General features: G+C 68.5%; 25 protein-coding genes, 1 pseudogene and 1 riboswitch. Of the genes and pseudogenes, 17 read left to right on the top strand and 9 right to left on the bottom strand.

Translation table 11 applies throughout. From position 1 onward, the window contains the following. Positions 1-27 precede the first annotated feature (27 nt). Positions 28-186, bottom strand: coding sequence for a hypothetical protein (locus MAA44156_RS23375; protein ID WP_009979838.1), 159 nt, complete (start codon positions 184-186; stop codon positions 28-30). Positions 187-477: 291 nt separating this feature from the next. After that, positions 478-647, bottom strand: a riboswitch (M-box (ykoK) riboswitch). Between the two features lie 113 nt (positions 648-760). On the opposite strand from MAA44156_RS23375, the gene MAA44156_RS22460 reads away from it, so the two are divergent. Further along, positions 761-1,420, top strand: a complete 660-nt coding sequence (locus MAA44156_RS22460) for an O-methyltransferase (RefSeq protein ID WP_023860826.1) — start codon at positions 761-763, stop codon at positions 1,418-1,420. Positions 1,421-1,424: 4 nt separating this feature from the next. On the opposite strand, the gene MAA44156_RS22455 is transcribed toward MAA44156_RS22460, so the two are convergent. From MAA44156_RS22455 to MAA44156_RS22445, 3 genes are all read right to left on the bottom strand, one after another. Then, positions 1,425-3,419, bottom strand: a complete 1,995-nt coding sequence (locus MAA44156_RS22455) for an acyltransferase family protein (RefSeq protein ID WP_065370903.1) — start codon at positions 3,417-3,419, stop codon at positions 1,425-1,427. 235 nt (positions 3,420-3,654) lie between these two features. After that, on the bottom strand, positions 3,655-5,091 hold the full coding sequence (locus MAA44156_RS22450; RefSeq protein ID WP_009979848.1) for an aldehyde dehydrogenase family protein: 1,437 nt from the start codon (positions 5,089-5,091) through the stop codon (positions 3,655-3,657). A 15-nt stretch (positions 5,092-5,106) separates the two neighbouring features. Beyond that, the gene (locus MAA44156_RS22445; protein WP_009979849.1) at positions 5,107-6,813 is read right to left on the bottom strand and encodes a thiamine pyrophosphate-binding protein; all 1,707 of its coding nucleotides are present in this window, start codon (positions 6,811-6,813) and stop codon (positions 5,107-5,109) included. 229 nt (positions 6,814-7,042) lie between these two features. Here MAA44156_RS22445 and MAA44156_RS22440 point away from each other — a divergent pair, with 229 nt between their 5' ends. Then, the gene (locus MAA44156_RS22440) at positions 7,043-8,248 is read left to right on the top strand and encodes an IS110-like element IS901 family transposase (protein ID WP_009974923.1); all 1,206 of its coding nucleotides are present in this window, start codon (positions 7,043-7,045) and stop codon (positions 8,246-8,248) included. Positions 8,249-8,253: 5 nt separating this feature from the next. Here the strand turns inward: MAA44156_RS22440 and MAA44156_RS22435 are convergent, their stop codons facing one another. Continuing rightward, positions 8,254-8,856: a TetR/AcrR family transcriptional regulator gene (locus tag MAA44156_RS22435; RefSeq protein WP_121035750.1), complete on the bottom strand. Its 603-nt coding sequence runs from the start codon at positions 8,854-8,856 to the stop codon at positions 8,254-8,256. Between the two features lie 28 nt (positions 8,857-8,884). Here MAA44156_RS22435 and MAA44156_RS22430 point away from each other — a divergent pair. Together MAA44156_RS22430 and MAA44156_RS22425 are read left to right on the top strand one after the other, a co-directional pair. After that, a pseudogene (locus MAA44156_RS22430) lies at positions 8,885-10,115 on the top strand (sulfotransferase family protein). Between the two features lie 29 nt (positions 10,116-10,144). Further along, entirely contained in the window at positions 10,145-11,035 is an 891-nt protein-coding gene (locus tag MAA44156_RS22425; RefSeq protein WP_003874219.1) for an alpha/beta fold hydrolase, read from the top strand. 77 nt (positions 11,036-11,112) lie between these two features. On the opposite strand, the gene MAA44156_RS22420 is transcribed toward MAA44156_RS22425, so the two are convergent. Both MAA44156_RS22420 and MAA44156_RS22415 read right to left on the bottom strand, forming a co-directional pair. Further along, the gene (locus MAA44156_RS22420; protein ID WP_003879062.1) at positions 11,113-11,325 is read right to left on the bottom strand and encodes a TOBE domain-containing protein; all 213 of its coding nucleotides are present in this window, start codon (positions 11,323-11,325) and stop codon (positions 11,113-11,115) included. A gap of 106 nt (positions 11,326-11,431) precedes the next feature. After that, positions 11,432-12,037: a TetR/AcrR family transcriptional regulator gene (locus MAA44156_RS22415; RefSeq protein WP_003879063.1), complete on the bottom strand. Its 606-nt coding sequence runs from the start codon at positions 12,035-12,037 to the stop codon at positions 11,432-11,434. 139 nt (positions 12,038-12,176) lie between these two features. On the opposite strand from MAA44156_RS22415, the gene MAA44156_RS22410 reads away from it, so the two are divergent. Continuing rightward, the gene (locus tag MAA44156_RS22410) at positions 12,177-13,493 is read left to right on the top strand and encodes a cytochrome P450 (protein WP_009979796.1); all 1,317 of its coding nucleotides are present in this window, start codon (positions 12,177-12,179) and stop codon (positions 13,491-13,493) included. 12 nt (positions 13,494-13,505) lie between these two features. On the opposite strand, the gene msrA is transcribed toward MAA44156_RS22410, so the two are convergent. Beyond that, the gene (gene msrA, locus MAA44156_RS22405; RefSeq protein WP_003874215.1) at positions 13,506-14,021 is read right to left on the bottom strand and encodes a peptide-methionine (S)-S-oxide reductase MsrA; all 516 of its coding nucleotides are present in this window, start codon (positions 14,019-14,021) and stop codon (positions 13,506-13,508) included. A gap of 128 nt (positions 14,022-14,149) precedes the next feature. On the opposite strand from msrA, the gene MAA44156_RS22400 reads away from it, so the two are divergent. The 3 genes from MAA44156_RS22400 (at position 14,150) to MAA44156_RS22390 (ending at position 16,275) form a co-directional block, all read left to right on the top strand. Further along, complete coding sequence (locus MAA44156_RS22400) at positions 14,150-14,656, top strand: nuclear transport factor 2 family protein (protein WP_009979794.1); 507 nt, start codon at positions 14,150-14,152, stop codon at positions 14,654-14,656. Then, positions 14,653-15,672 (top strand): NAD-dependent epimerase/dehydratase family protein, encoded by a 1,020-nt coding sequence (locus tag MAA44156_RS22395; protein WP_009979793.1) that lies wholly within the window; start codon positions 14,653-14,655, stop codon positions 15,670-15,672. Before MAA44156_RS22400 ends, MAA44156_RS22395 begins: the two co-directional genes overlap by 4 nt. A gap of 222 nt (positions 15,673-15,894) precedes the next feature. Further along, complete coding sequence (locus tag MAA44156_RS22390; protein ID WP_009979791.1) at positions 15,895-16,275, top strand: DUF427 domain-containing protein; 381 nt, start codon at positions 15,895-15,897, stop codon at positions 16,273-16,275. 2 nt (positions 16,276-16,277) lie between these two features. Here MAA44156_RS22390 and MAA44156_RS22385 read toward each other — a convergent pair whose 3' ends face one another. Further along, entirely contained in the window at positions 16,278-16,679 is a 402-nt protein-coding gene (locus MAA44156_RS22385; protein ID WP_011726492.1) for a nuclear transport factor 2 family protein, read from the bottom strand. Positions 16,680-16,739: 60 nt separating this feature from the next. Between MAA44156_RS22385 and MAA44156_RS22380 the strand changes: the two genes are divergently transcribed. The 9 genes from MAA44156_RS22380 (at position 16,740) to MAA44156_RS22340 (ending at position 26,121) form a co-directional block, all read left to right on the top strand. Continuing rightward, the gene (locus MAA44156_RS22380) at positions 16,740-17,654 is read left to right on the top strand and encodes a DNA-3-methyladenine glycosylase family protein (protein ID WP_009979790.1); all 915 of its coding nucleotides are present in this window, start codon (positions 16,740-16,742) and stop codon (positions 17,652-17,654) included. A gap of 88 nt (positions 17,655-17,742) precedes the next feature. Further along, positions 17,743-18,291, top strand: a complete 549-nt coding sequence (locus tag MAA44156_RS22375) for a Dps family protein (protein ID WP_003879065.1) — start codon at positions 17,743-17,745, stop codon at positions 18,289-18,291. A 125-nt stretch (positions 18,292-18,416) separates the two neighbouring features. Beyond that, positions 18,417-19,403, top strand: a complete 987-nt coding sequence (locus MAA44156_RS22370; RefSeq protein ID WP_009979789.1) for a pirin family protein — start codon at positions 18,417-18,419, stop codon at positions 19,401-19,403. A 2-nt stretch (positions 19,404-19,405) separates the two neighbouring features. Beyond that, entirely contained in the window at positions 19,406-20,041 is a 636-nt protein-coding gene (locus MAA44156_RS22365) for a TetR/AcrR family transcriptional regulator (protein ID WP_009979788.1), read from the top strand. A gap of 76 nt (positions 20,042-20,117) precedes the next feature. Then, positions 20,118-21,059 (top strand): class I SAM-dependent methyltransferase, encoded by a 942-nt coding sequence (locus tag MAA44156_RS22360; RefSeq protein WP_009979787.1) that lies wholly within the window; start codon positions 20,118-20,120, stop codon positions 21,057-21,059. A 31-nt stretch (positions 21,060-21,090) separates the two neighbouring features. Continuing rightward, the gene (locus tag MAA44156_RS22355; protein ID WP_009979785.1) at positions 21,091-22,032 is read left to right on the top strand and encodes a class I SAM-dependent methyltransferase; all 942 of its coding nucleotides are present in this window, start codon (positions 21,091-21,093) and stop codon (positions 22,030-22,032) included. Between the two features lie 74 nt (positions 22,033-22,106). Then, complete coding sequence (locus MAA44156_RS22350) at positions 22,107-23,657, top strand: LCP family protein (RefSeq protein WP_009979784.1); 1,551 nt, start codon at positions 22,107-22,109, stop codon at positions 23,655-23,657. Between the two features lie 117 nt (positions 23,658-23,774). Further along, positions 23,775-25,199, top strand: a complete 1,425-nt coding sequence (locus MAA44156_RS22345) for an aldehyde dehydrogenase family protein (RefSeq protein ID WP_033716641.1) — start codon at positions 23,775-23,777, stop codon at positions 25,197-25,199. A gap of 58 nt (positions 25,200-25,257) precedes the next feature. Beyond that, the gene (locus tag MAA44156_RS22340; RefSeq protein WP_009979780.1) at positions 25,258-26,121 is read left to right on the top strand and encodes an SDR family oxidoreductase; all 864 of its coding nucleotides are present in this window, start codon (positions 25,258-25,260) and stop codon (positions 26,119-26,121) included. Position 26,122 lies beyond the last annotated feature (1 nt).

Here is a 26,122-nt window from a genome sequence, read left to right as displayed (position 1 = left end):
CCCGCCGCCGCGGGCATCGGCAACCGGTCACCGGTGCTGGTCGGCGGAACCCAACGGGTGCCCGCCCAGCGACGCGGTGATCACCGCGATCGGCATCCGCGAGACATACAGGTTGGCCCGCTCCTGTGGCGTCATGGCGGTCCGCTGGTGAAACTTGTTGGCCAGCAACCGGCCCGCGCGCAGCATCGACCATCCACGCCGACTGGAAACAGTCGGAAAACGGTGCGTGACAACAAAAGCCATGATCTTCTCCTGCCGGAGGCCCGACCGACAGCGACGCGTCAGCCGCGCGACCAGCAGTGAAGGTCAGGCGGTGGACATGATGCCGGAGCCGGATCGGGACGAAACGGATTTCGGATAGGGACTATCGCCGGGACTCATCTCGCCCTCACCTCCTCACGGCCAAGACACACGCGGGTGCCACCACATCCACCTGAACGAAAGAGGATTCGATGACCGGCCCGGAGAACGCCGCCGGTCGCACCCCTCTCGTCGGAGCTTCGGCACTGCACGGCGTATCCGGGGTCCGGAAGCCACTTGGGCTCAACCCTTGGGTCCGGGAAGAGCTGTCCTGACCCGGGGCGTCTCTCGACGTTCGGGGTCAGTGGCCTGTATCCATGCAGACGCCTCACCTACCGAGGTGCTTGCGGAGACCATAGTGACACCGCGGCCGCGAGCTCGTCAAACCGCTTAACGGATCCCTGATGGCCACCGACGGCGCCCAGCCCGCACTCAGACTTCGCGCCTAGGCTCGTGCACCATGACCACAACGTTGCAGGATCCCCGGGTCGCATCGGCGCTCGACCGCATGTATTCCGAGTCGAAGAACCAGATGTCGTTGTTGCGCGAGCGGCGCGGCACATTCGATCAGCCGATGACGGCGCAGCAGCGGGCCGACGCGATGAGCGAGTTCTACATCCCGGTGACGCCGGAAGCGGGCCGGCTGCTGTACTCGCTGGTGCGCGCCACCCGCCCGGCCACCGTCGTCGAGTTCGGGATGTCGTTCGGCATCTCCGCCGTGCACCTGGCCGCCGCGGTCCGCGACAACGGCAGCGGCCGGGTGGTGACCACCGAGCTGAGCGACACCAAGATCGCCGCGGCCAAGAAGACGTTCGCCGAGACCGGACTGGACGATGTGATCACGATCCTTCACGGTGACGCGCTGACCACGCTGGCGGATCTGCCGGGCCCGGTGGACTTCGTGCTGCTCGACGGCTGGAAGGACCTGTATCTGCCGGTGCTCGAGCTGCTCGAACCGCGGCTTTCCCCAGGGGTTTTGGTGGTCGCCGACAACACCAGCGCGGCCGACACCCAGCCCTACCTCGACCGGGTGCGCAACCCCGACAACGGCTACGTCAGCTTCAACTTCCAGGTCCGCGACAGCGACAGCATGGAAATCAGCTGCCGCACAAGCGGTTAGGGTCTCACCTCAGCGACTCCTCCAGCCACGGTGTCAACCACTTCACCCCTTCCGGGGTGAGGTGCACACCGTCGCTGCGTACCTTGATGCCGTCCACCTTGGCGGTGTAAACCCCGTCCGGGCACAGCTTCTTGTTCAGGTCGAGGATCGCCACGTTGGGATGGTGCGCGACGGTCTTGCGCAGCATGGTGTTCCACAGGTTGACCCGATCCGGCTGGTCCTCGGGATACAAACGGCCGTCCGGCTTTTCGCCGCCGCGGCTGTACGGCACGGTGGCCACCACCACCCGGACGCCGGTGGAGCCGACGATGTTCAGCGCCCGCTCCAGCTCACCGTTGAGGTACGCGTCGAAGGTGGGGTCGCCGATGTGGGTCCATTGGCCCTCGTTGACCCGGTCCACCGTTTCCCAGCGGCCGATGATCAGCAGCGCGACGTCGGGCTGGTCCTGGCTGACCTGCCTCGACCAGCGGATCGGCCAGCCGTCGCATTCCGGCCGCTGCTCCAGCGTTTCGCCGATGTACCGGTACGGGGTGCCGCGCACCAGGCTGCATCCGATGACGGTGTGGTCGAGGAAGGCGAACCCCGGCGTCGGCGGCAGGTAATGCATCCACGTCCACCCGATCGAATCGCCGAACACCGAAACGGTGAACGGGCGATTGGGATCTCGCGGCCGGCTATTTCCGGGCGGCGACGGCGACACCGCCGCGACCGCCGAGACGCCGGGCGGCAGCCCCGCCTCACGCAGGCCCGGCCCGGTGCCCACCGGCACCACCAGCAGCGTGACCGCGGCGGCGCTGGCCACCGTCGCCGCGGCCAGCGGCAACAGCGGCACCCGCGCCGGGCGCCAGCGCCGGATGGGCTGCTCGAGCAGCCACCACGACGCGGCGGCCACCGCCACCGTCGCCGCGCACCGCGCGGCGAACAGCGGCATACCGGCCCACCCGGAACGTTCCCCGTTGAGCGCCAAGAAGATTGGCCAGTGCCACAGGTAGACGCCGTAGGAGATGGTGCCCAACCAGACCAGCGGCGGCAGCGCCAGCACCCGCGCCACCACGCCGCGCTGCTCCACCGCGACGGGGGCGATCACCGCCACGGCCGCGATCGCGACGCCGATCAGCAGGCCGTGCCGGAATTCGCCGCTGGCGCCGCTGGCGTAGTGGGTCGCCGCCGCCAGCCCGGCCAATCCCAGCACCGGCAGGATCCGGGCGACGCGGCGCGCCCACCGGGTGCGCAGCATGCACCAGCCGCGGTTCATCGACGGCCAGTCGGACACCAGCAGCGCCGCCGCGGCCGCGCCGACCAGCAATGCCTGCGCCCGGGTGTCGGTGCCGAAGTAGATGCGGTCGCGGGTGCCGTCGGCGGCCATCACGATGGCCACCGCCGCGGACGCCAGCGCGCCCACGGTGGCGATGACGAACGCGCTGAACCGCACCCCGCCGACGGTGGCGCGGGTGCAGCGGCGCCGGGCGCGCGCGGCCAGCGCCAGCGCGACCGCGATGAGCAGCAGCGGCCAGACGAAGTAGTACTGCTCCTCCACGCCGAGCGACCAGGTGTGCTGCAGCGGCGACGGCGGCGCGCCCTGGGTGAAGTAGTCGGTTTTCTGGGCGACGAACCGCCAGTTCGCCACCCACAGGAACGCCGCGATCGCGTCGTCGCGCAGCCCGGTGAGCGAGCGTTCGGGCAGCAGCTGGCGGGCGGCGGCCACGGTGAGCACCATCAGCACCAGCGCCGGAAGCAGCCGTCGGGCGCGCCGGATCCAGAATCCGGTCAGCTCGATGCGCCCGGTGCGGCCCAGCTCGTCGAGCAGCAGCGAGGTGATCAGGAACCCGCTGAGCACGAAAAAGACGTCGACGCCGATGAATCCGCCGCTGACGCCGGGGATGCCGCCGTGGCCGATGAGCACCAGTGCCACCGCGATGGCGCGCAGCCCGTCCAGCGCCGGGATGCCGCTGCGCCGTTCCGGTCGGTCCCAGATCGCCAGCCGCCCCACCCGGCGCACCGGGGCGACCCACCGGGGCCGAGTACCACGAGCCGGCGCGGGGTGGGACCCGCCCGGCTCGGTGTCTGCTGTCAGCGCGCCGTGACTACCATCTCGCCCGGCGCCATGGTTGATGCCGATACGTCGCTGCCCCTCCTGTTGATCGCAGCCAGCTTAAGGGTGGGCATGCGCGATCGCGTGGAAGGACACGCACCGGATTTGCGCTGTGCGGGGCCTGATTTGGGCGTGACGGGAGCTACCGGTCGCCCTGGGCCGGCGCGTAGCCGAGGATGCTTTTGACTTCCAGGTACTCGTGGAAGCCGAAGTCGCTCCATTCGCGGCCGTTGCCGCTGCGTTTGTAGCCGCCGAACGGCGCGTTCAGGTCGAAGGCGTGGTTGATGGTCACCCATCCGGCCCGGATCTTGCCGGCCACCTCGCGCGCCGTGTCCAGGTCAGCGCCCGAGACGTAGCCGGCCAGGCCGTAATCGGTGTCGTTGGCGAGTCGGACGGCGTGGTCGAGGTCGTCGTAGCCGAGAATGCACAGCACCGGACCGAAGATCTCCTCGCGGGCGATCGTCATGTCGTTGGTGACGTCGGCGAAGACGGTCGGCTTGACGTAGTAGCCCTGGTCGAGCCCCGCCGGCCGGCCCGGGCCGCCGGCCACCACCGTCGCGCCCTCGTCGATGCCCTGCTGGATCAGCCGCTGCACCTTCTCGAACTGCGCGCGCGACGCCACCGGCCCGATCGCCGTCGCGTCGTCGGGGTCGCCCACCTGCACCTGTTCGGCGACCTCGCGGGCGATGGAGATGGCCTCGGCCATCCGGGACGCGGGCACCAGCATGCGCGACGGGGCGTTACAGCTCTGCCCCGAATTGGGCATCATGTTGGCCACCCCGGCCCGGACCGCGTCGGCGAAGCCGCCGTCGTCCAGGACGATGTTGGGGCTTTTTCCGCCGAGTTCCTGGGTGACGCGCTTGACCGTCGGGGCGGCGTTGCGGGCCACCTCGACCCCGGCGCGGGTGGACCCGGTGAACGACACCAGGTCGATGTCGGGATGGCTCGCCAGGGCCGCGCCCACGCCCGGCCCGTCGCCGTTGACCAGGTTGAACACCCCGGCCGGCACCCCCGCGGCGGCCAGGATCTCGGCGAAGATGTACGACGAGAACGGCGCCACCTCGGACGGTTTCAGCACCACGGTGCAGCCGGTGGCCAGCGCCGGGTAGACCTTCACCGCGACCTGGTTGATCGGCCAGTTCCACGGGGTGATCAGCCCGCAGACGCCGATGGGTTCCCTGGCGATCAGCGTCGCCCCGCGTTGCTCGGTGAACGCGAAGTTCTTCAACACCTCGATGGCCGTGGTCAGGTGGCCGATGCCGAGAAAGACCTGCGGGCCGGCCGCCAGCGAGGGCGGCGCGCCGATCTCCTCGGTGACCGCCGCGGCGAGATCGTCGGCGCGCTTCTGGTATTCGGCGAGGATGGACTGCAACAGGTCCAGCCGGTCTTCGCGGCTGCTCTGAGACCAGCGGCCGAAGGCTCGGCGCGCGGCGCCGACCGCGACGTCGACGTCGGCCGCCGACCCCAGCGAGATCTTGCCGCACACCTGTTCGGTCGCCGGGTTTTCCACGTCGAACGTGTTGGGCCGCACCGGGTCGACCCATTGTCCGTCGATGTAGAACTTCAGGTATTCGCGCATCAGATCATCCTTCTCTTACTGGGTGCCCTCGGCATACCAGGTGCGGAATTCGTCGTACTTGGGCATCTCCTCGGAATTGGCCTTCGGATCGATGCAGACGTGCACGACGGCGGGCTTGCCGCTGGCGTAGGACCGTTGGATCGCCGGGCCGATCTCGTCCTCCTTCTCCACGTACTCGCCGTGGCAGCCGAAGCCCTCGGCGACCTTGTCCAGCCGCACGTCCTTGCTCCAGTGCACGCCGGGCTGCGGCGACGGCTGAGAGAAGGTGCGCTTGTAGACGCCCACCTCGAGGCCCCACTGGTGGTCGACGCCCACCACGCAGACCAGTGGAAGTCCTTGCCGCGCAGCGGTTTCCAGCTCGGCGATGTGGAAGAGGAAGGCCGAGTCGCTGGTCAACAGCATCACCGGCCGCTTGCCGCCCTCGGCGATGGACGCCCCGACCGCATACGGCAGGCCGGTTCCCAGGTGGCCGAAGTTCTGGTTCCAGATGACGTCGCGCGGCTTGGCCTGCGAGTAGGTCCAGCCGAAGATGACGGTGGCGCCGCCGTCGCGCACCATGATGCCGTCGTCGGGAAAGGCCCGGGTGGCCTCGACGACGAACCGGGCCGGGTGGATCGGGGTGCGGCCCGTCGGCGCGTTCTCGGCGAGCTGCGCCAGCTCCGCCGCGTCCTGCTCGATCCAGCGGTCCAGATCCGGCGAGGGCTTGCGCGGGGTGTCCCGCAGCGCCGCCACCAGCTGCGGTACCACCCCGCGCAGATCACCGACCAGCGGCACGTCGATGGGACGGTTGACGCCGATGGCGGCCGGATCCTGTTCCACCAGAATCCATTTGCGTGTGGCGTCGTTCTGCGCCCAGTGCCGGGTCCGGCCGTAGTGGCTCGGTTCGCCGAGCTCGGTGCCCAACGCCAGGCACAGGTCGGAGGTCACCACCGCCTCCACGGCGGCCGGGGAGAATCCGTAGGCGAAGGTGCGGTCCTGCAGACCGTCGATGAAGGAGGTGCCGCCGGAGGTCTGGATCACCGGGCAGGCCATCAGCTCGGCCAGCTCCCGGACCGCGGCGCCGGTGCGCGAGGTGTGCACCCCGTGCCCGACCAGCAGGATCGGGCTCTCGGCGGCGCGGATCAGCCGCACCGCCTCGGCCACCTCGCGCTCACCGGCGGTCTGGTTGACCAGCCGGTACCGGTGCGGCGGCAGCGGGTCGGACACGTCGAGCTCGGAGAGGATCACGTGGGAGGGGTATTCGATGTAGGCCGGGCCGGGCGTGCCGGACATGGCCCGGCGCAGCGCCTCGTGGATGATCTCGTCGGTCTGGTCGGCGTATTCGATGGACGCGCTGTATTTGACCGACGGCGCGAAAAGCGGCTCCTGGCGCACGAATTGGATGCGCCCGCGGCGCACCCGGCGTTCGGTGACGCGGGCCCGCTGGCCGCCGAGAAAGATCACCGGCGAGTTTTCCACCAGCGCGCACTGGATGGCCCCGGCGATGTTGGCCATGCCCGGGCCGAGCGTGCCGATGCACAGGCCGGGCTTGCCGGTCATCCGCGACGCCGCCTCGGCCATGAATCCCGCGCTCAGCTCGTGGTGCGGCGAGACCACCGACCAGCCCCGGGATTCGGCCTCTAAGAACATGTGCACGAAGTTGGGGTCCGGGATGCCGAACAGGGTGTTCACCCCCTCGGCCTGGAAGAGATCGAGGATCCGCTGATAAACCGGCACACCCATTTACAGTTCCTTAGGGTTGAAGGGGTCTGGGATTGGATGTCCTGGATGCCCAGGACGGTGGGGTGTGGCTAATGTGTTGTTGCAACGGTTGTTGCTTGAAAGGAATGGCCGCCCTGCCGTTTTGGACGGTCCTGGCCACTGATTGAGATCTGACGCGTACTCGATGACGCTGCTCTAAGGACCTGTTGGCGGGGTTGTCCGCGGGGACTGCGACGACAGGAGTAGCGGTATGGCCGAACCCGACCGAGTGTGGGTGGGTATCGACGTCGGTAAGTCCACTCATCATGCGTGCGCGATCGATGACACCGGAAAGGTGGTGTGGTCGAAGAAAATCCCGAACGAACAGGCCGCGATCGAAGACCTGATCGCCCAGGGCGGCCGGATTGCTAACCACGTGGTGTGGGCGATCGATTTGACCTCGCCGCCGGCGGCGCTGCTGATCGCCGTACTGCTGAGCGCGAAAGCCGAGGTGGTGTATGTGCCGGGCCGCACGGTTAACACGATGAGTCATGCGTTCCGCGGCGAAGGCAAGACCGACGCCAAAGACGCGCGGGTAATCGCCGAAACCGCTCGGCACCGACGAGATCTGTCCCCGGTCGTACCCGGCGAAGACCTGGTTGCCGAATTGCGGTCGCTGACCGCATACCGGTCGGATCTGATGGCTGACTGGGTGCGAGGCGTGAACCGGCTGCGCTCGATGCTCACCGCCATCTTCCCTGCTCTGGAAGCTGCGTTCGACTACTCCACCCGCGCGCCGTTGATCCTGGTATCCGCTATGTGCACTCCGGGCGAAATCCGGTCGGCAAAAAGAGCTGGCGTGATCAAGCACCTTCGGAAAAACCGGGCATGGCCCAACAACATCGACACGATCGCCGACAAGGCGCTCGCCGCGGCAGCAGGCCAGATAATCACCCTTCCCGGCGAAGCCGGAACCGCCGCGCTCATCAAGCAACTCGCAGCACGGCTGCTGGACTTGGATCGGCAGATCAAGGACATCGATAAGCAAATCACCAACAAATTTCGTGAGCATCCCAGCGCCGCCATCATCGAGTCGATGCCCGGCATGGGGCCACACCTGGGCGCTGAGTTCCTCGTAATCACCGGCGGCAACATGGCCGCCTTCACCAACCCCGGCCGACTGGCATCGTTCGCCGGATTGGTACCCGTCCCACGCGATTCCGGCCGTATCACCGGCAATCTGCATCGGCCCAAGCGCTACAACCGGCGCCTGCGCCGCGTGTTCTACCTCGCCGCCCTGTCCAGCCTCAAGATCGAAGGTCCCTCGCGGGCTTTCTACGACCGCAAACGATCCGAGAACCATATCCACACCCAGGCCCTGCTTGCCCTGGCACGCCGCCACGTCGACGTCCTGTGGGCACTGCTGCGCGACAACAGAACCTGGCAACCCCAGCAACCAACCGTGGCAGCTGCCTGACGCACTCACCGGGCGTCCTCACCGCTTGACACGCTCATTGAGATTCCTTTCAGGAGCAACCTGGTGGTGCGATCGACCCACGCGTCGTCGAGCTCGGTGGGGCGGGTCAGCAGGGCCACCAAGGTGACGCCCGCGATGGTCTCGGCCAGTTCGGCGGCGGTGACGTCGGGCCGTGCCTCGCCGCGCGCCGCGGCGGCGGCGAGCCAGTCGGCCAGGCCGCCGCCGATGGCGCCGGCGAACCGCTCCAGCAGCGCCGAATGCAGGCTCGGATCGGCGGCCATTTCGCCGATCAGCCCGGGCAGGGCGGCCTTGGCGGCCGGGGTGGTGAGGAAAACCATTGTGCGGCGCACCATCTCGCGCAGGTCGTCGGCCGTCGACCCGGTGTCGGGGATGGCGGTGTCGGCGCCGACCGGGAACACCGCCTCGTGCACCAGGTGCGCCTTGCTGGGCCAGCGGCGGTAGATCGCGGGCTTGCTGGTGCCGGCTCGCTGCGCGATGGCGGAGACCAGCAGCCCGGGATAGCCCGTCTCCGCCAGCAGCTCCACCGTCGCGCGCAGCACCGCGGCATCGATCCGGGGATCACGGGGTCGGCCAAAATCCACTACCATTACGAAACTCAGAGTAACATAAGTCGGCGTGACCGTTCGCCTCGAAGACCTGGCCGAGCCGCAGTTCAGCGCCGAGGGCCGACAGATCCTGGACATGATGGCCGCGATGGCCCCGCAGTGCCCGCTGGATGCCGACGCGCTGCACGCCCAGGCCAGCGCCGACACCGGCCTGCACGACTTCGGGCCCGACGACTACCGGGAGCGCCTCGAGGTCTACCTGACCGCGCTGCGCGAAATCGACGGGCTGCACGCCGCCGGGACGGTCAACTTCTACGGTCAGCTGCTGCAGATCCTCAAGAACCGGCTGCTGCTGACCGACCTGCTCAAGCGCCATCCCGAGATCCACGACATCGAACTGCGCTCCCCGGTGGTGATCGCCGGGCTGCCCCGCACCGGCACCACCCACCTGCACAACCTGCTGGCCGCGCCACCCACCTTCCGCACCATGCCCTACTGGGAAAGCGTGGAGCCGTTTCCGATGCCCAATGAGGTTGGCGTGCAACCGGATCCGCGGCGAACCCGGATGGACGTCGCGGTCGGGGTGATCAACACGGTGATGCCATATTTCGCGCTGATGCACGAGATGACCACCGATCACGTCCCACGAGGAGATCCAGTTGCTGGCCAACGACGTGTCCACCATGCTGCTGGAGACGCTCGCCGAGGTGCCGCGCTGGCGCGCCTACTACCAGGCCCACGATCAGACGCCGCACTACGAATATCTGGCCACCCAGCTGCGGGCGATGCAGTTCCTGCGCGGCGGCCGGCGCTGGCTGCTCAAGTCGCCTCAGCATCTCGAGCAGGTGCCGGTGCTGGATCGGGTGTTCCCGGACAGCATCGTCGTGTTCACTCACCGCGACCCGGTGCCGGTGGCGCTGTCGATGATCGCGATGATCACCTACTCGGCCCGCATGCACCGCTCGCCGGTGCCGGTGCGCCAGATCGCCGAGTCCTGGATCGACCGCCTGGGGCAGATGCTGGCCGCGCTGGTCCGCGACCGCGACGTCATCGGCCCGGACCGTTCGATCGACATCCGCTTCGACGACTTCATGGCCGACGAACTCGGCGTGGCCGAGCGGGTCTACGCCCTGGCGGACGAGCCGTTCACCGACGACGCGCGCGCGGCCGTCGCCGACTACCTGGCGGGTCACCGCCGCGGCCGGCTGGGCAACGTCGAAACGTCCTACGAGATGTTCGGGTTGGACGAGGACAGCCTGCGCGAGCGTTTCGCCCCCTACGTCGAGCGGTTCCTGGCCTAATCCCGCGCCGGCGGCTACCTTCTCAACACATGGTCACCATGCCCGAGCTGGACGGCGTCGAACACCGCTACGTGGATCTCGGAGACGACGTGACGATCCATGTCGCGGACGCGGGTCCGGCGAGCGGCCCGGCGGTGATGCTGGTGCACGGCTTCCCGCAGAACTGGTGGGAGTGGCGCGCGTTGATCGGGCCGCTGGCCGCCGACGGCTACCGGGTGCTGTGCCCGGACCTGCGCGGCGCCGGGTGGAGTTCGGCGCCGCGGTCGAGTTACCGCAAGGACGAGATGGCCGACGACCTGGCCGGGGTGCTCGATCGCCTGGGCGTCCGGTCGGTCGACCTGGTGGCCCACGACTGGGGCGGACCGGTCGCGTTCATCATGATGCTGCGCCACCCGGAAAAGGTGACCGGCTTCTTCGGGGTGAACACCTCGGCGCCGTTCGTGAAGCGCTCGCTGTCGACGATCCGCAATGTGTGGCGGTTCTGGTATCAGATCCCGATCTCGTTGCCGGTCATCGGCCCCCGGGTGATCAGCACCCCGGATTCCCGGTTCGTGCGGCTGCTGGGGTCCTGGGTCGGCGGCGGCTACACGCTGCCCGAGGAGGACGTCCGCCTCTACCTCGAGTGCATGCGCCAACCGGGGCACGCCGAGGCGGGCTCGCGGTGGTATCGGTCGTTTCAGACCAGGGAGATGCTGAGCTGGATGCGCGGGGAGTACGACGGCGCCCGCGTGCACGTTCCGGTGCGCTGGCTGTCGGGCACCGAGGACCCGGTGCTTACCCCAGACCTGTTGGACGGATACGCCGAGCGGATCGACGACTTTCAGCTGGAGCTGGTCGACGGCGTCGGGCATTGGATCGTCGACCAGCGGCCCGATCTGGTGCTGGACCGGGTGCGGGCCTTCCTGCGCCGCGAAACTTAAACTGCGGCGCCGGTTTTCGGCGTGTCGTGTGCGTGACGTAAGTGTCGTGGCGTGCCGGGCGGTACGCGCCGCGCGCCCTAGTCGACGCCGATGGTGACCTCGGTCGATTTGATGAACACGGTCGCCGGCTTACCGACCTCGAGGCCGAGGTCGGTCGCGGCATCCCTGGTGACCGACGACGTGACGACCTGGTCGCCGCCGTCCAGCGTCACCTTCACCACGGCCATCACGGTGCCGAGTTCGACCTCGGTGATGGTCCCCCTGAGCTGGTTTCGGGTCGAGAGCCGCATCGCAAGAACCTCCATGTCGCAACGGTCGGGATCTGCGGTGAGCGTAGCCCTACCCGGCTCGGCCCGGAATGGCTTGGGAGACTTCCACTTACGCGAGCGGACGGGCCTAGTGCCGGGGGCCGAGCAGAGCTACGGACGCATCCACCGCCGGTTCCACGATTCCTCGGACCGGTTTTCCGTCTTCGACCGCAAGTGCGGTCAGCTCCCGCAGCCCGCCGAGCAGGATCACGGCCAGCGGCGCGGTCAGCGGAGGAAGCTGCGCGCGGCGGAATCCGGGACTGGCGCTCAGGTCGATCAGCAGGCTGGTCAGCAACTGCAACCCGCGGCGCTGCACCGGGCGCGCGGCCGCACCCAGCGAGGGCAGCTCGCGGATCCAGCTCAACGTGATGGCCGGACGCGCCTCGATGTATCCCACGTAGGCCTCGACCGCCTGGCGGATCTGCACGTGCCAATCCGCCTCGGGATCGACCGAGGCCGCGATCTTGGCCCCCAATTTCTCGATGTCGACCGCCAGCAGCTCGAGAAAGCACTCTTCCTTGCCGGCGAAGTGGTCGTAGAAGGTGCGCTTGGAGGTCCGTGCGCAGCGGACGACGTCGGCGACGGTGCTGGCGCGGTAGCCGCGCTCGCCGATCGAGGTGGCCAGACCGTCGAGCAATCGGAGCCGAAATGGATCGATCTCGCCGAGATCGGGCTCGCCATCCGTTGCGGTCATTGCTGAGGTCACGGCCGGCGCCCCCTCTCGGTTCGAAACGCATCTTGTCAGCTTTGGTACTGCAGAGTACCGTACTTCGAAAGGTCTGTGGTACATCGCGGTACCAACCCCGGCCCGGGGCAGATGTTGGGAGCAATGCATGAGCGAAGTAGCCACCGCCCCGCCGGCCGCGGTCCATCTGCCTCCCGCGGTCCGAGGCCCGAAACTGTTGCAGGGCATCGGGTTTGCCGTGTCGCGCCGAACCATGATGCGACGGCTTTCCCGCCGTTACGGCAACGTCTTCACGCTGCGCCTGCCGATGTGGGGGCCCGTCGTCATGGTCAGCGATCCCCAGCTCGCCAAGCAGATCTTCACCACCAGCCCGGACGAACTGGGCAACATCCAGCCCAATTTGAGCAGGCTGTTCGGCTCCGGCTCGGTGTTCGGGCTCGAGGGCGACGACCACCGCCGGCGGCGACGGCTGCTGGCGCCGCCGTTTCACGGCAAGAGCATGAAGAACTACGAGAGCATCATCGAAGAGGAGACGCTGCGCGAGACGGCCGGCTGGCCGGAGGGCGAGTCATTCCCGACGTTGCCGCCGATGATGCGGATCACGCTCAACGCGATCCTGCGCGCGGTCTTCGGGGCCGAGGGCGCCGAGCTCGACGAGCTGCGCCGGCTCATCCCGCCCTGGGTCACCCTGGGTTCACGGCTTGCGGCGCTGCCGAAGCCGCAGCGCTACCCGCGGTTCGGCCCGTGGGGCCAACTGGACAGGTGGCGCCGCCAATACGACGGCGTCATCGAGAGGCTGATCGCCGCGGAGCAGGCCGACCCGAACTTCGCCGAGCGGACCGACGTGCTGGCGCTGCTGCTGCGCAGCACCTACGACGACGGTGCGGCCATGTCGCACAAGGAGATCGGCGACGAGCTGTTGACCCTGCTGGCCGCCGGGCACGAGACCACGGCGTCGACGCTGGCGTGGGCGTTCGAGCGGATCAGCCGGCACCCCGAGCTGTTGGCGCGGCTGGTCGAGGAGGCCGACAACGGCGGCAACGAGCTGCGCCAGGCGGCGATCCTGGAGGTGCAACGGGCAAGGACCGTCATCGATTTCGCCGGCCGCCACGTCTATCCCGACGTGTACCGGCTCGGCGAATGGGTGATCCCGCGCGGCTATTCGATCATCGTCGGCATCGCGCAGATCCACGACAACCCCGATGTGTTCCCCGACCCCCGGCGGTTCGACCCGCAACGCTTCATCGACAACAAGCCGTCGGCGCTGTCCTGGATCCCGTTCGGTGGCGGGACGCGCCGGTGCGTCGGGGCGGCGTTCGCGAACATGGAGATGGACGTGGTGCTACGAACGGTGTTGCGCCACTTCACCATTGAAACCACCGACGCACCGGACGAGCCCTGGCACTGCCGCGGCGTGGCCTTCACCCCCAAACACGGCGGTCGGATCGTGGTGCACCGGCGCTGAGCCGGGCGCGGTTCAGCTACCGGAGGTGGCCCGGCGCGGCAGTTTCCAGCCCGGGCGGATGTAGTGGCAGGTGTACCCGTTGGGGTAGCGCTGCAGGTAATCCTGGTGTTCGGGCTCGGCTTCCCAGAAATCGCCGGCCGGGCTGACCTCGGTCACCACCTTGCCGGGCCACAGCCCGGAGGCCTCCACATCGGCGATGGTGTCCAGCGCGATCCGCTTCTGCTCGTCGTCGGTGTAGAAGATCGCCGAGCGGTAGCTGGGTCCGCGGTCGTTGCCCTGCCGGTCTTTCGTTGTCGGATCGTGGATCTGGAAGAAGAACTCCAGGATCTGCCGGTAGTCGGTGACCGCCGGGTCGTAGATGATCTCGACGGCCTCGGCGTGGGTGCCGTGGTTGCGGTAGGTCGCGTTGGGGACGTCACCGCCGGTGTAGCCGACCCGGGTGGACACCACGCCGGGTTGCTTGCGGATGAGTTCTTGCATCCCCCAGAAGCACCCGCCGGCCAGAATCGCTTTCTGCGTGTTCGTCATGTCATCGCCTCGTTTCGATCTCGCCGAATAGCCGCAGTCCCCCTCCGATTATCCTGACGTTCGCCATCGAATACACCCGCGAGGCAAAGCTCTCGACAAACTGCGGTAGAACGTGTTCTAGTTTTGGCGTGAGCAGCCCGCAATTCTCCCGTAGTGAGCTCGTCGATGCCTTCGCGAAATTCGAAGCGACGGTCGATGCCGCGGCCCAATCGCACGACTGGGATGCCTGGGTCGAGCACTACACCCCCGACGTGGAGTACGTCGAGCACGCGGCCGGCACCATGCACGGCCGCGACGAGGTGCGCCAGTGGATCAAGCGGACCATGACGACCTATCCCGGCAGCCACATGGTCGCGTTCCCGTCGCTGTGGTCGGTGGTCGACGAGGAGCGCGGCCGGATCATCTGCGAACTCGACAACCCGATGAAAGACCCCGGCGACGGCAGCGTCATCACCGCGACCAACATCTCGATCATCACCTACGCCGGCGACGGACTGTGGTCGCGGCAGGAGGACGTCTACAACCCGTTGCGCTTCCTGCGCGCCGCGATGAAGTGGTGCCGCAAGGCGCAGACGCTGGGCACCCTCGACGACGCGGCCGCGCAGTGGATGCGCCAGAACGGGGGCGCGCAGTGAGCGGCAAACCCAAACTGGTCATCGGCGCCAACGGTTTTCTGGGTTCGCACGTGACCCGCCAGCTCGTCGCCGACGGGGCGCAGGTGCGCGCGATGGTGCGCGCCTGCGCCAATACCCGTGGTATCGACGACCTTTCGCTAACCCGCTTCCACGGCGACGTGTTCGACACCGCAGTTCTGTCCGAGGCGATGGACGGCGTCGACGACGTCTACTACTGCGTGGTCGACACCCGCGCCTGGGTGCGCGACACCTCGCCGCTGTTTCGCACCAATGTCGAAGGGCTGCACAACGTTCTGGATGTGGCCGTCACGCAACCTGAGCTGCGCAAGTTCATCTTCACCAGCACCTACGCGACGGTCGGGCGACGGCGCGGGCACGTGGCGACCGAGGACGACGTCATCGGCACCCGCGGGCTGTCCGACTACGTCAAATCCCGCGTGCAGGCCGAAAACCTGGTGATGCGCTATGTGGCCGAGGCCGGGCTGCCCGCGGTCGCGATGTGCGTGTCGACCACCTACGGCAGCGGCGACTGGGGCCGCACCCCGCACGGCGCCTTCATCGCCGGGGCCGTGTTCGGCAAGTTGCCGTTCACCATGGAGGGCATCCAGCTGGAAGTCGTCGGCGTCACCGACGCCGCGAAGGCCATGGTCCTGGCCGCCGACCGCGGCCGTGTCGGCGAGCGGTACCTGATCTCCGAGCGGATGATCGCGCTCAAAGAGGTGGTGCGGATCGCCGCCGACGAAGCCGGGGTGCCGCCACCGCGGCGCTCGATCTCCGTCCCGACGCTGTATGCCCTTGGCGCACTGGGCGATCTGCGCGCCCGGCTCACCGGCAAGGATGCCGAACTCAGCCTCGCCTCGGTGCGAATGATGCGCGCCGAGGCGCCCGTCGACCACAGCAAGGCCGTCCGCGAACTCGGTTGGCAGCCACGCCCGGTCGAGGAGTCCATTCGCGAGGCGGCGCGGTTCTGGGCGGCGATGCGAAATGCCAAGGGCAAGAGCGCGACTCCCCGCTGAACACCACGCCGATCACCGTTCAGGATGCGCCGCGGCCCGTCGCGGGCGACTAGCCTCGGCGGTATCGGGGCCCATTGAACGCGTCGAACTGCAGCTCACCGGACGCTTGTGCCCGCGGTGGCGAACATGGCGCAATACCACCGTTACGCATTCGGCTGACCGGGAAGGGTTAAGCGCGGATGGGCGTTGCACACCTCACCGGCGTCTTGAGGAGGAACCACCATGGCCCACCCGGAAATCAAAGAGCCCAGTGCGGGACACCCGATCACCATCGAGCCGACGCGGGGCCGGGTGCAGGTACGTGTCAACGGCGAGCTGATCGCCGACAGCACCGCCGCACTGGAATTGCGTGAAGCGACATTGCCTGCGGTGCAATACATTCCGTTCACCGACGTGGCGCAGGACCGGCTCACCCGCACCGACACCCGCACCTACTGCCCGTTCAAGGGCGAGGCCAGCTACTACAGCGTGACCACCTCGGCCGGCGACACCGTCGACGACGTGATCTGGACCTACGAGCAGCCCTACCCCGCCGTGGCGGCGATCGCCGGGCACGCCGCGTTCTACCCCGACAAGGCCGAGATCAGCATCTCGACCGACTGAGCTCAGTAGCCGATCCATCCGGGCATCGCGTTATCCACCGCCCGGGTGTCGCTGTACACGCGCATCGACACGATCAGCCCGTCGCGGGTGTCGAAAATGCACACGAACGGGCTGTCGTACTCGACGCCCGCGGAGGTGGTTCCGGCGGCCTGCGCCTCCACCACGACCGTCTCGCCCTCGTTGACACAGCGCACCAGGTCGATGGTCAGCTCCAGGTCTTGTTTGCGCCGCTCGATCGCCCGCCGCAAGGTGTCCTTGTCGCAAGCCGCGCGGGTGTAGAGCGTCCAGTAGCTGAAGTCGTCGCTGAGCAGCGCGAAGCCCTCGTCCAGATCGCCGCCCTCGGTGGTGCTCTGTAAGAACATCCAGGCCAGTTCGCCCTGAGGATCATCGAACGGCGTCATCACACCGCAATATTGACGTGGCACGCAGTTCACGGTCAATCAGGGCAAATCGGAGAGCATCGGGTGAAGAGCAGCGCGCGCACCGTGGTGTTTCCCGGAGCGGTCAGCTTCGGGCACACCCTGGCGCCCCTCCGCCGCGGCCTGGGCGATCCCTGCTTCCTGGCCCCGGGCGACGGCTCGATCTGGCGGACCAGCCTGCTGCCCACCGGCCCGGTCACCGCCCGGATCAGCCGCGCGGGGACCAACGCCGTGCAGTGTGTGGCGTGGGGAGCCGGCGCGGCGCAGTTCGTCGACATGCTGCCGGCGATGCTGGGCAGCGAGGACGACGCCTCGGACTTCGTGCCGCGGCATCCGACGGTCGCCGCCGCGCAGCGGCGCGTCCCGCACCTGCGGCTGGGCCGCACCGGGCTGGTGCTGGAAGCGCTGATCCCGGCGATCATCGAGCAGCGGGTGCCGGGCGCGGACGCGTTCCGCTCCTGGCGCGTGCTGGTGTCGAAGTACGGCACGCCGGCGCCGGGACCGGCGCCGGAGCGGATGAGGGTCCCGCCGTCGGCGCAGGCGTGGCGCAGCATCCCGTCGTGGGAGTTCCACCGCGCCAACGTCGACCCGCGGCGGGCGCAGACGGTGGTGACCTGCGCGCGGCGCGCCGCCTCGCTGGAACGGCTGGTGTCGCGGCCGGCCGCGCAGGCGCGCGCGGCGTTGACGTCGCTGCCGGGGGTGGGGGAGTGGACTGCCGCCGAGACGGCGCAACGGGCCTTCGGCGACGCCGACGCCGTGTCGGTGGGCGACTACCACATTCCCAAGATGGTCGGCTGGACGCTGCTGGGCCGTCCCGTCGACGACGCGGGCATGCTCGAATTACTGGAGCCGATGCGGCCGCATCGCCAGCGGGTGGTCCGGTTGCTCGAAGCCAGCGGGCTGGCTCGTGAACCCCGGCGGGGGCCGCGGCTTCCGGTCCAGCAAATCCACTCGCTTTGATTCGCGGCGTTTTTCGCACCTTGGCATCGGGTACTCGACAGCCCAAGTGACCGAGTGTGAACCGAGGGAAGGAAGCCAGGAACAAGCGATGAGTGAGTTCACAATTCCGGGATTGACCGACAAGCAGGCGGCGCGGCTCACCGAACTGCTGCAAAAGCAACTGAGCACCTACAACGATCTTCACCTGACGCTCAAGCACATTCACTGGAACGTGGTGGGCCCCAACTTCATCGGCGTGCACGAGATGATCGACCCGCAAGTGGAGGCGGTCCGCGGTTTCGCCGACGACGTCGCGGAACGCATTGCGGCGCTTGGTGCTTCGCCGCAGGGCACGCCCGGGGCCATCATCAAGGACCGGTCGTGGGACGACTACTCGGTGGGCCGCGACACCGTCCAGGCGCACTTGGCCGCCCTTGATCTCGTCTACAACGGGGTGATCGAAGACATCCGCCAATACATCGACGAGACGGACGAACTCGACCAGGTGACCCAGGACCTGTTGATCGGGCAGGCGGCGCAGCTGGAGAAGTTCCAGTGGTTCGTCCGGGCGCACCTGGAAAGCGCCGGCGGGCAGTTGGCGCACAAGGGTAAAAGCACCGAACGCGCCGCCGCGCAGAGCGCGCGCGGCAAATCCTGACCCACCCCGCAGCGAACGACGGATCGCCCCGGCACAGCGCCGGGGCGATCGCGCGTCCGGCCCCTCAGGAATAAGTGGACCGTAGTCCGGTTATACCGGGTAGTCCGCAACATCGAGGAGGCCAAATGCCTGCAGTCACGGCCAACACGCTCACCTTGCCGCGGGTCGGTGGCCCCGGCCCCGCCGACACCGAACGCCCGGTGCGATCCATCACCACCGGCCCCCGGGGCTACGAGGGCGAAGGGTTCCCGGTGGTGCGCGCCTTCGCCGGGGTCAGCACCGCCGCCCTGGACCCGTTCGTGCACATGGACCAGCTGGGCGAGGTCGACTATCAGCCCGGCGAGCCCCGGGGCACCGACTGGCACCCGCACCGCGGCTTCGAAACCGTGACCTATCTGCTCGACGGGAAGTTCGCCCACCAGGACTCGCACGGGGGCGGGGGTCTGATCACCGACGGCGCCACCCAGTGGATGACCGCCGGGTCGGGCGTCTTGCACATCGAGACGCCCCCGGCCGAACTAGTCGACAGCGGTGGGCTGTTCCACGGCATCCAGCTGTGGGTGAACCTGCCCCGCAAGGACAAGTTCACCCCGCCCCGCTACCAGGCCATCGAAGGCGGCGACGTCGCGTTACTGGCCTCCGACGACGGCGGCGCGTTGCTGCGCATCATCGCCGGCGAGGTCGACGGGCACCACGGCCCGGGCGTCACCCACACGCCGATCACGCTGGCGCACGCGACGATCGCGAACGGCGCGCGGCTCAACCTTCCGTGGCGGCGCGATTTCAACGCGCTGGTGTACGTGCTGTCCGGCGACGGCTACGTCGGCCCGGTCGCGCACCCGATTCGTCAGGGGCAGTTGGCCGTGCTGGGGCCGGGTGACCGGATCACCGTCGGCGCGCGCGAGGTCCAGGATTCGGGGCCGGATCGCGGCGCGATTGATGTGCTGCTGCTCGGCGGGCGGCCCATTCGCGAGCCGGTATTCCACTACGGGCCTTTCGTGATGAACACGCGCACGGAATTGATCGAGGCGCTGCAGGACTACCAGGCCGGAAAGTTTGGCAGCATTCCGCCAAACGCGCTAATGCCGCACCGCCGCGATGGCACACTCTGAGAATGCTTCCACGGGGGAATCGCAGGCCAGGGCGTCCGCCTGCGGCCAAAGCCGATGAAACCCGGCAACGCATCATTCAGGCCGCTCGCCTGGTTTTCAGCGAACGCGGTTATGACGGCGAGACCTTCCAGGCCATCGCGGCGCGCGCCGATTTGACCCGGCCGGCGATCAATCACTACTTCTCGAGCAAGCGGGCGCTGTATCAGGAAGTGATGGACGAGACGAATGAATTCGTCATCGGGGTCGGGATAAAAGAGGCAGACCGCGAAACCACGCTGGTGGGGCGGCTCACGGCATTCATCTCCGCGGCGGTGAAAGCCAATGCCGAGAATCCGGCGGGTTCCGCATTCATTATCGGCGGCGTCCTGGAATCGCAGCGGCACCCCGAATGGAACACAGCGGAAAACGATTCCGTGCGCATTGCCCGCGAATTCTTGATCCGCGTGGTCAACGACGCGATCGAGCACGGCGAGGTCGCGGCCGACATCGACGCGTCGGCCTTGGTGGAGACCCTGCTCGTGGTGATGTGCGGGGTGGGGCTGTACGCCGGCTACGTCGAGACCTATCAGGAGATGCTGGCCGTAACCGGCATGCTGCGACAGCTGCTGGAAGGCGCGCTGTGGCGTCCCGGGTCCTAAGCGCGGACGGGCGCGCAGTGAAGTTGCGCACAAAGCGTATAGGCTAACTAACTTATCCCGGTAGCATGGTCCGGACATGACTGATCTGGACTCCTCGCTGCCGCCGTCCGTCCGGACCGCCGGCGACAGCTGGACCATCACCGAACTCGTCGGCGCCACCGCGTTGGGCGTCGCCGCGGCGCGTGCGGCGGAGACCGCCGGTCCCGATCCGCTGATCCGCGACGAATTCGCCGGCCTGCTGGTGTCGTCCGCCGGCCCGGCCTGGGCGCGGCTGGCCGACCCGGAGCAGTCCTGGCTCGACGACGATCCGCACGGCAAACGCGCGCACCGCGTCGGCATCGACTACCAGGCCGTGCGCACCCACTACTTCGACGAGTACTTCGACGGCGCGCTGCGCGCCGGGATCCGGCAGGTGGTGATCCTGGCCGCCGGGCTGGACTCGCGGGCCTACCGACTGAACTGGCCCGCCGGCACCACCGTCTACGAGATCGACCAGCCCAAGGTGCTGGAGTACAAGACCGAGACCCTGCAGCGGCACGGCGCCACCCCCGCCGCCGTCCGGCGTCCCGTCCCGGTCGACCTGCGTGACGACTGGCCCGCGGCCCTCACCGCCGCCGGCTTCCAGGCCGCCCGGCCCACCGCCTGGCTGGCCGAAGGACTGCTGCCCTACCTGCCGAGCGACGCCCAGGACCGGCTGTTCGAGATGGTCACCGCGCTCAGCGCCGCCGGCAGCCAGGTCGCCGTCGAGGTGTTCGGCATGAACTCGCGCAGCAACGCGCAGCGCTGGCTGCGGATGCGCGAGCGGCTGGGCCTGGACGTCAACGTCGCCGCGCTGACCTACCACGAGCCGGACCGCTCGGATGCCGCCGCCTGGCTGACCGGGCACGGCTGGCGGGTGCACAGCGTCGACAACCGCGACGAGATGGCCCGGCTGGGCCGCCCGGTACCCGAGGACCTGTCCGACGAGGCGGTCCGCAGCACGTTGCTGCGCGCCCACCTCGGCGGGTCCACCGGCTGACTTCCCCCGAGGATTCCAAGGAGCAAACGCCATGAGCTCACTGCGCACCCACGACGACACCTGGGACATCAAGAGCAGTGTCGGCACCACCGCGGTGATGGTGGCCGCCGCCCGCGCCGTCGAGACCGAGCAGCCCGACCCGCTGATCCGCGACCCGTACGCCAAGCTGCTGGTCACCAACTCCGGCGCCGGCGTGCTGTGGGAGGCCATGCTCGACCCCGACATCGCCGCCCGGGTGGAGGCCCTGGACGAGGAATCGGCGGCGCACCTGCACCACATGCGCGGCTACCAGGCGGTGCGGACCCACTTCTTCGACACCTACTTCGCCGACGCCGTCGCCGCCGGGATCCGGCAGATCGTGATCCTGGCCTCGGGACTGGACTCCCGGGCGTACCGGCTGGACTGGCCGGCCGGCACCACCGTCTACGAGATCGATCAGCCGCAGGTGCTGGCCTACAAATCCACCACCCTCGCCGAGAACGGGGTGACGCCGTCCGCCGATCGCCGCGAGGTCGCCGTCGATCTGCGCCAGGACTGGCCGGCCGCGCTGCGCGCCGCCGGCTTCGACCCCACCCAGCGCACCGCCTGGCTGGCCGAAGGGCTGCTGGTGTACCTGCCCGCCGAGGCGCAGGACCGGCTGTTCACCCTGATCGGCGAGCTCAGCCCGGCCGGCAGCCGGGTGGCCGCCGAAACCGCGCCCAACCACGCCGACGAGCGGCGCCAGCAGATGCGGGAACGGTTCAAGAAGGTGGCCGACGAGATCGGCTTCGAGCAGACCGTCGACGTCGGCGAGCTGATGTACCGCGACGACCACCGCGCCGACGTCACCGAGTGGCTCAACGCGCACGGCTGGCGCGCCACGGCCGAGCACTCGACCGCCGCGATGCGCCGGCTCGGTCGCTGGATCGAGAACGTCCCGCTGGCCGACGACAAGGACGCCTTCTCCGACTTCGTCGTCGCCGAGCGCCGCTAAGGGGCATTCCCGGCTGGCGCGCGGCCCCGGTTACCGGGATTTGACCTGGTCATCGGGAACAATGGTCAGCCATTATGGGCAGCGCTGGAACCGGTCACCCGCGCCGCTGGGTGCTGTTGAAGGGCCGGCTCGTCGCCAGCGTCGCGTCGGCGTTCGTCATGGCCGTCACCGGTGTCGGCTGGACCGGCTATCACACCGCGCTGGGCCGGATCATCATCTCGCATGCCCTGCCCAACGGGGCGATGTCGCTCGGCGACAACCAGAACATCCTGCTGATGGGCCTGGACAGCCGGTTGGACCAGAACGGCCGACCGCTGCCGCCGGAAATCTACGACGCGCTGCACGCCGGCGACGAAAGCTCCGGCGGCTACAACGCCAATGTCCTTATCGTCGTTCATCTTTCGGACGGTGACGGGCCCGTCACCGCGGTGTCGATCCCGCGCGACGACTACGCCGAGTTGCCGGGCTGCCCGGGATCGGTGTGTGCCGGCAAGATCAAACAGGCCTACGGGCTGGCCTATCAGCAGTCGCTGAATGCGCAGGCCGCCGGGAATTCCGGCGCCGGGGCCACCGACCTGGCCGCTCGCGAGCAGACCGCCCGCGAGGCCGGCCGCAAGGCCGAGATCGGCGCCGTCACCGACTTTCTGGGCATCTCGGTCGACCACTTCGTCGAGGTCACCCTGGGCGCCTTCTTCCAGATCGCCAAGGCGGTCGAGCCGATCACGGTGTGCCTGGCCGGCGACACCCGGGACAGCTATTCGGGGGCGGACTTCCACCAGGGCGTGCAGCGCATCGACGCGGCCGAGGCGATGGCCTTCGTGCGGCAGCGGCGCGACGAAAACGACGGCTCCTTCACCGATTTCGACCGGACCCGCCGCCAGCAGGCGTTCCTGGTGTCGCTGGTCGAGGCGGCGCGCAGCGGCGGCGCGCTGTCCAGTGTCAGCGGGTTGCGCAAGCTGCTGCAGGTCGCCCGGGACAACGTCGCCGTCGACGCCGGGCTGGACCTGATGCAGTTCGCCGCGCGGGCCTCGCAACTGGCCGGGCGGCCGCTGTCGCTGTACACCCTGCCGATCTCGGGCTTCGGCAAGGACCCCAACGGCTCCGACATCAACCTGGTCGACCTTCCCGCGATCCGGCGCATCGTCAACGAACGCTTCATGTCCGACGCGCCGGCCGCGCTGGACGCCGCGGTCCCGGGCTCCCAGCCACCGGCCGCCCCCGCCGAGCCCGCGGTCCTCGACGTCGTCAACGCCACCACACACGACGGGCTGGCCGCCGCCGTCGAGGAGGCGCTGGCCGGCCGCGGCTTCACCCGGGGCAGCGCCACGACCGCCCCCACCCAGGCCGAGGACAGCAGCATCGAATACGGCCCCGGCGCCGAGGCGGCCGCGCGGCTGCTGGCCGACCAACTGCACCTGCCGGCCACCGCGCAGAGCGCGGTCGCGCCCGGCACCGTGCGGCTGACCGTCGGCGCCGCGTTCCCGGCCGCCGACTACCTCGCCCATCCCGGCGCCTCGGGGTCGGGACAGGTGAGCACGGTATCCGCCACCGGCACCGGCGATCACGCCCCCGCGCCGACCGACCTCAGCCAGATGACGGCCACCAGCGTCCCCTGCGTCAAGTAACCGCGGGGCCCGGCCGCGGGCCGGATCCTTCCTATTGCTCTCCCAACCAGATGGTTAGGATCGCGGTTATCACCGATGAGCGGCCGCCGCGCAGCGCGACTCTGCTCGGGAAGGACAATGATGACCACCGAATCGGTTGCATCGAAGACCACAACTTCGGCCAACGGGACCGCATCGGCCGACATCGCCGGCACGGTTGCCCGGCTTCGTCAGACCTTCGCCACCGGACGCACCCGCGACGTCGAATGGCGCAAGCGCCAGCTGCTGCAACTGCAGAAGCTGATGGAGGAGAACGAGGCCGCGATCGCCGCCGCGCTGGCCGAAGACCTGGACCGCGGCCCGTTCGAGGCCTACATCGCCGACATCGCCACCACCGCCGGTGAGGCCAAGTATGCGGCCAAACGGGTGCGCAAGTGGACCCGGCGCCGCTATCAGCTGCTGGAGCTGCCGCAGCTGCCCGGCCGCGGCTGGGTGGAGTACGAACCCTACGGCACCGTGCTGATCATCGGCGCCTGGAACTACCCCTTCTACCTCACCCTCGGCCCGGCCGTCGGGGCGATCGCCGCCGGCAACGCCGTCATCCTCAAGCCGTCGGAGATCGCGGCCGCGTCCTCGCGGGTGATGGCCGAGCTGGTGCCGAAATACCTTGACAACGACGCCATCGCGGTGATCGAGGGCGACGGGGCGACCAGCCAGGAGCTCATCGCCCAGGGCCTGGACCGGGTGATGTTCACCGGCGGCACCGAAATCGGGCGCAAGGTCTACGAGGGCGCGGCCCCGCACCTGACGCCGTGCACCCTGGAGCTGGGCGGCAAGAGCCCGGTCATCGTCGCGGCCGACGCCGACGTGGAGGTGGCGGCCAAGCGGATCGCCTGGATGAAACTGCTCAACGCCGGGCAGACCTGTGTGGTACCCGATTACGTGTTGGCGGACGCCAAGATTCGCGACGAACTGGTGGACAAGATCGGTGCCGCCATCACCAAGTTCACCGCCGACAAGCCCGAGGGCATGCGGGTGGTCAACCAGCGCCAGTTCGACCGGATCAGCAGCTACCTGTCCGGGTCGGACGGCAAGGTCACCGTCGGCGGGGCGTGCGACCCGTCCACCCTGCGCATCCAGCCCGCCGTGGTGGTCGACCCGGACCCCGACGGGCCGCTGATGCGCAACGAGATCTTCGGGCCGGTGCTGCCGGTGATCACCGTCCAAAACCTGGACGAGGCAATACGTTTCGTGAACTCACGGCCCAAGCCGCTGTCGGCGTACCTGTTCACCAAGACGCGCGAGACCCGCGAGCGGGTGATCAAGGAGGTGCCGGCCGGCGGCATGCTGATCAACCACCTCGCCTTCCAGGTGTCGACGGCCAAGCTGCCGTTCGGCGGGGTCGGCGCGTCGGGAATGGGCGCCTACCACGGTCGCTACGGCTTCGAGGAGTTCAGCCACCGCAAGTCGGTGTTGACCAAACCCACCCGTCCCGACCTGTCGAGCTTCATCTACCCTCCGTACACGGAGCGGGCCTTCAAGATGGCCCGCAAGATGTTCTGACCGCTGGCTTCACCGAATCGGTTGTCAGACAGAGCTTTTCACAGCAGAGAGGAATCTTATGCCCGGAGTGCAGGATCGCGTCATCGTCGTCACCGGAGCCGGTGGCGGGCTGGGCCGTGAGTACGCCCTGACGCTGGCCCGCGAGGGTGCCAGCGTGGTCGTCAACGACCTCGGCGGGGCCCGCGACGGCACCGGCGCCGGCCACAACATGGCCGACCAGGTGGTCAAGGAGATCAAGGACGCCGGCGGCCGCGCGGTGGCCAACTACGACAGCGTGGCCGAGCCCGCGGGCGCGGAGAACATCATCAAAACCGCGCTCGATGAGTTCGGCGCCGTGCACGGCGTGGTGAGCAACGCCGGGATCCTGCGCGACGGCACCTTCCACAAGATGTCGTTCGAGAACTGGGACGCCGTGCTCAAGGTGCACCTGTACGGCGGGTACAACGTGATCCGCGCCGCCTGGCCGCACTTCCGCGAGCAGAGCTACGGCCGGGTCGTCGTCGCCACCTCCACCAGCGGCCTGTTCGGCAACTTCGGCCAAACCAATTACGGGGCAGCCAAACTCGGCCTGGTCGGCCTGATCAACAGCCTGGCGCTGGAGGGGGCCAAGTACAACATCCACGCCAACGCGATCGCCCCGATCGCAGCGACCCGGATGACCGAGGACATCCTGCCCAAGGAAGTGCTGGCCAAGCTGACCCCCGAGTACGTCGCGCCGGTGGTCGCCTACCTGTGCACTGAGGAAAACCCCAACAGCGCTTCGGTTTTCGTGGTCGGTGGCGGCAAGGTGCAGCGCGTCGCGCTGTTCGAGAACGCCGGCGTCACCTACGACAAGCCGCCGACGGTGCAGGACGTCGCCGCGCGGTGGGACGAGATCACCGATCTGTCCGCGGCCAAGCAGGCCGACTTCAAGCTGGGTTAGG

The sequence above is a fragment of the Mycobacterium avium subsp. avium genome, from assembly GCF_009741445.1.
GTDB classification, from domain to species: Bacteria; Actinomycetota; Actinomycetes; order Mycobacteriales; family Mycobacteriaceae; genus Mycobacterium; species Mycobacterium avium.
Note: the sequence above shows the minus strand (reverse complement) of the source record. Positions and strands in the feature narration are given on the sequence as shown.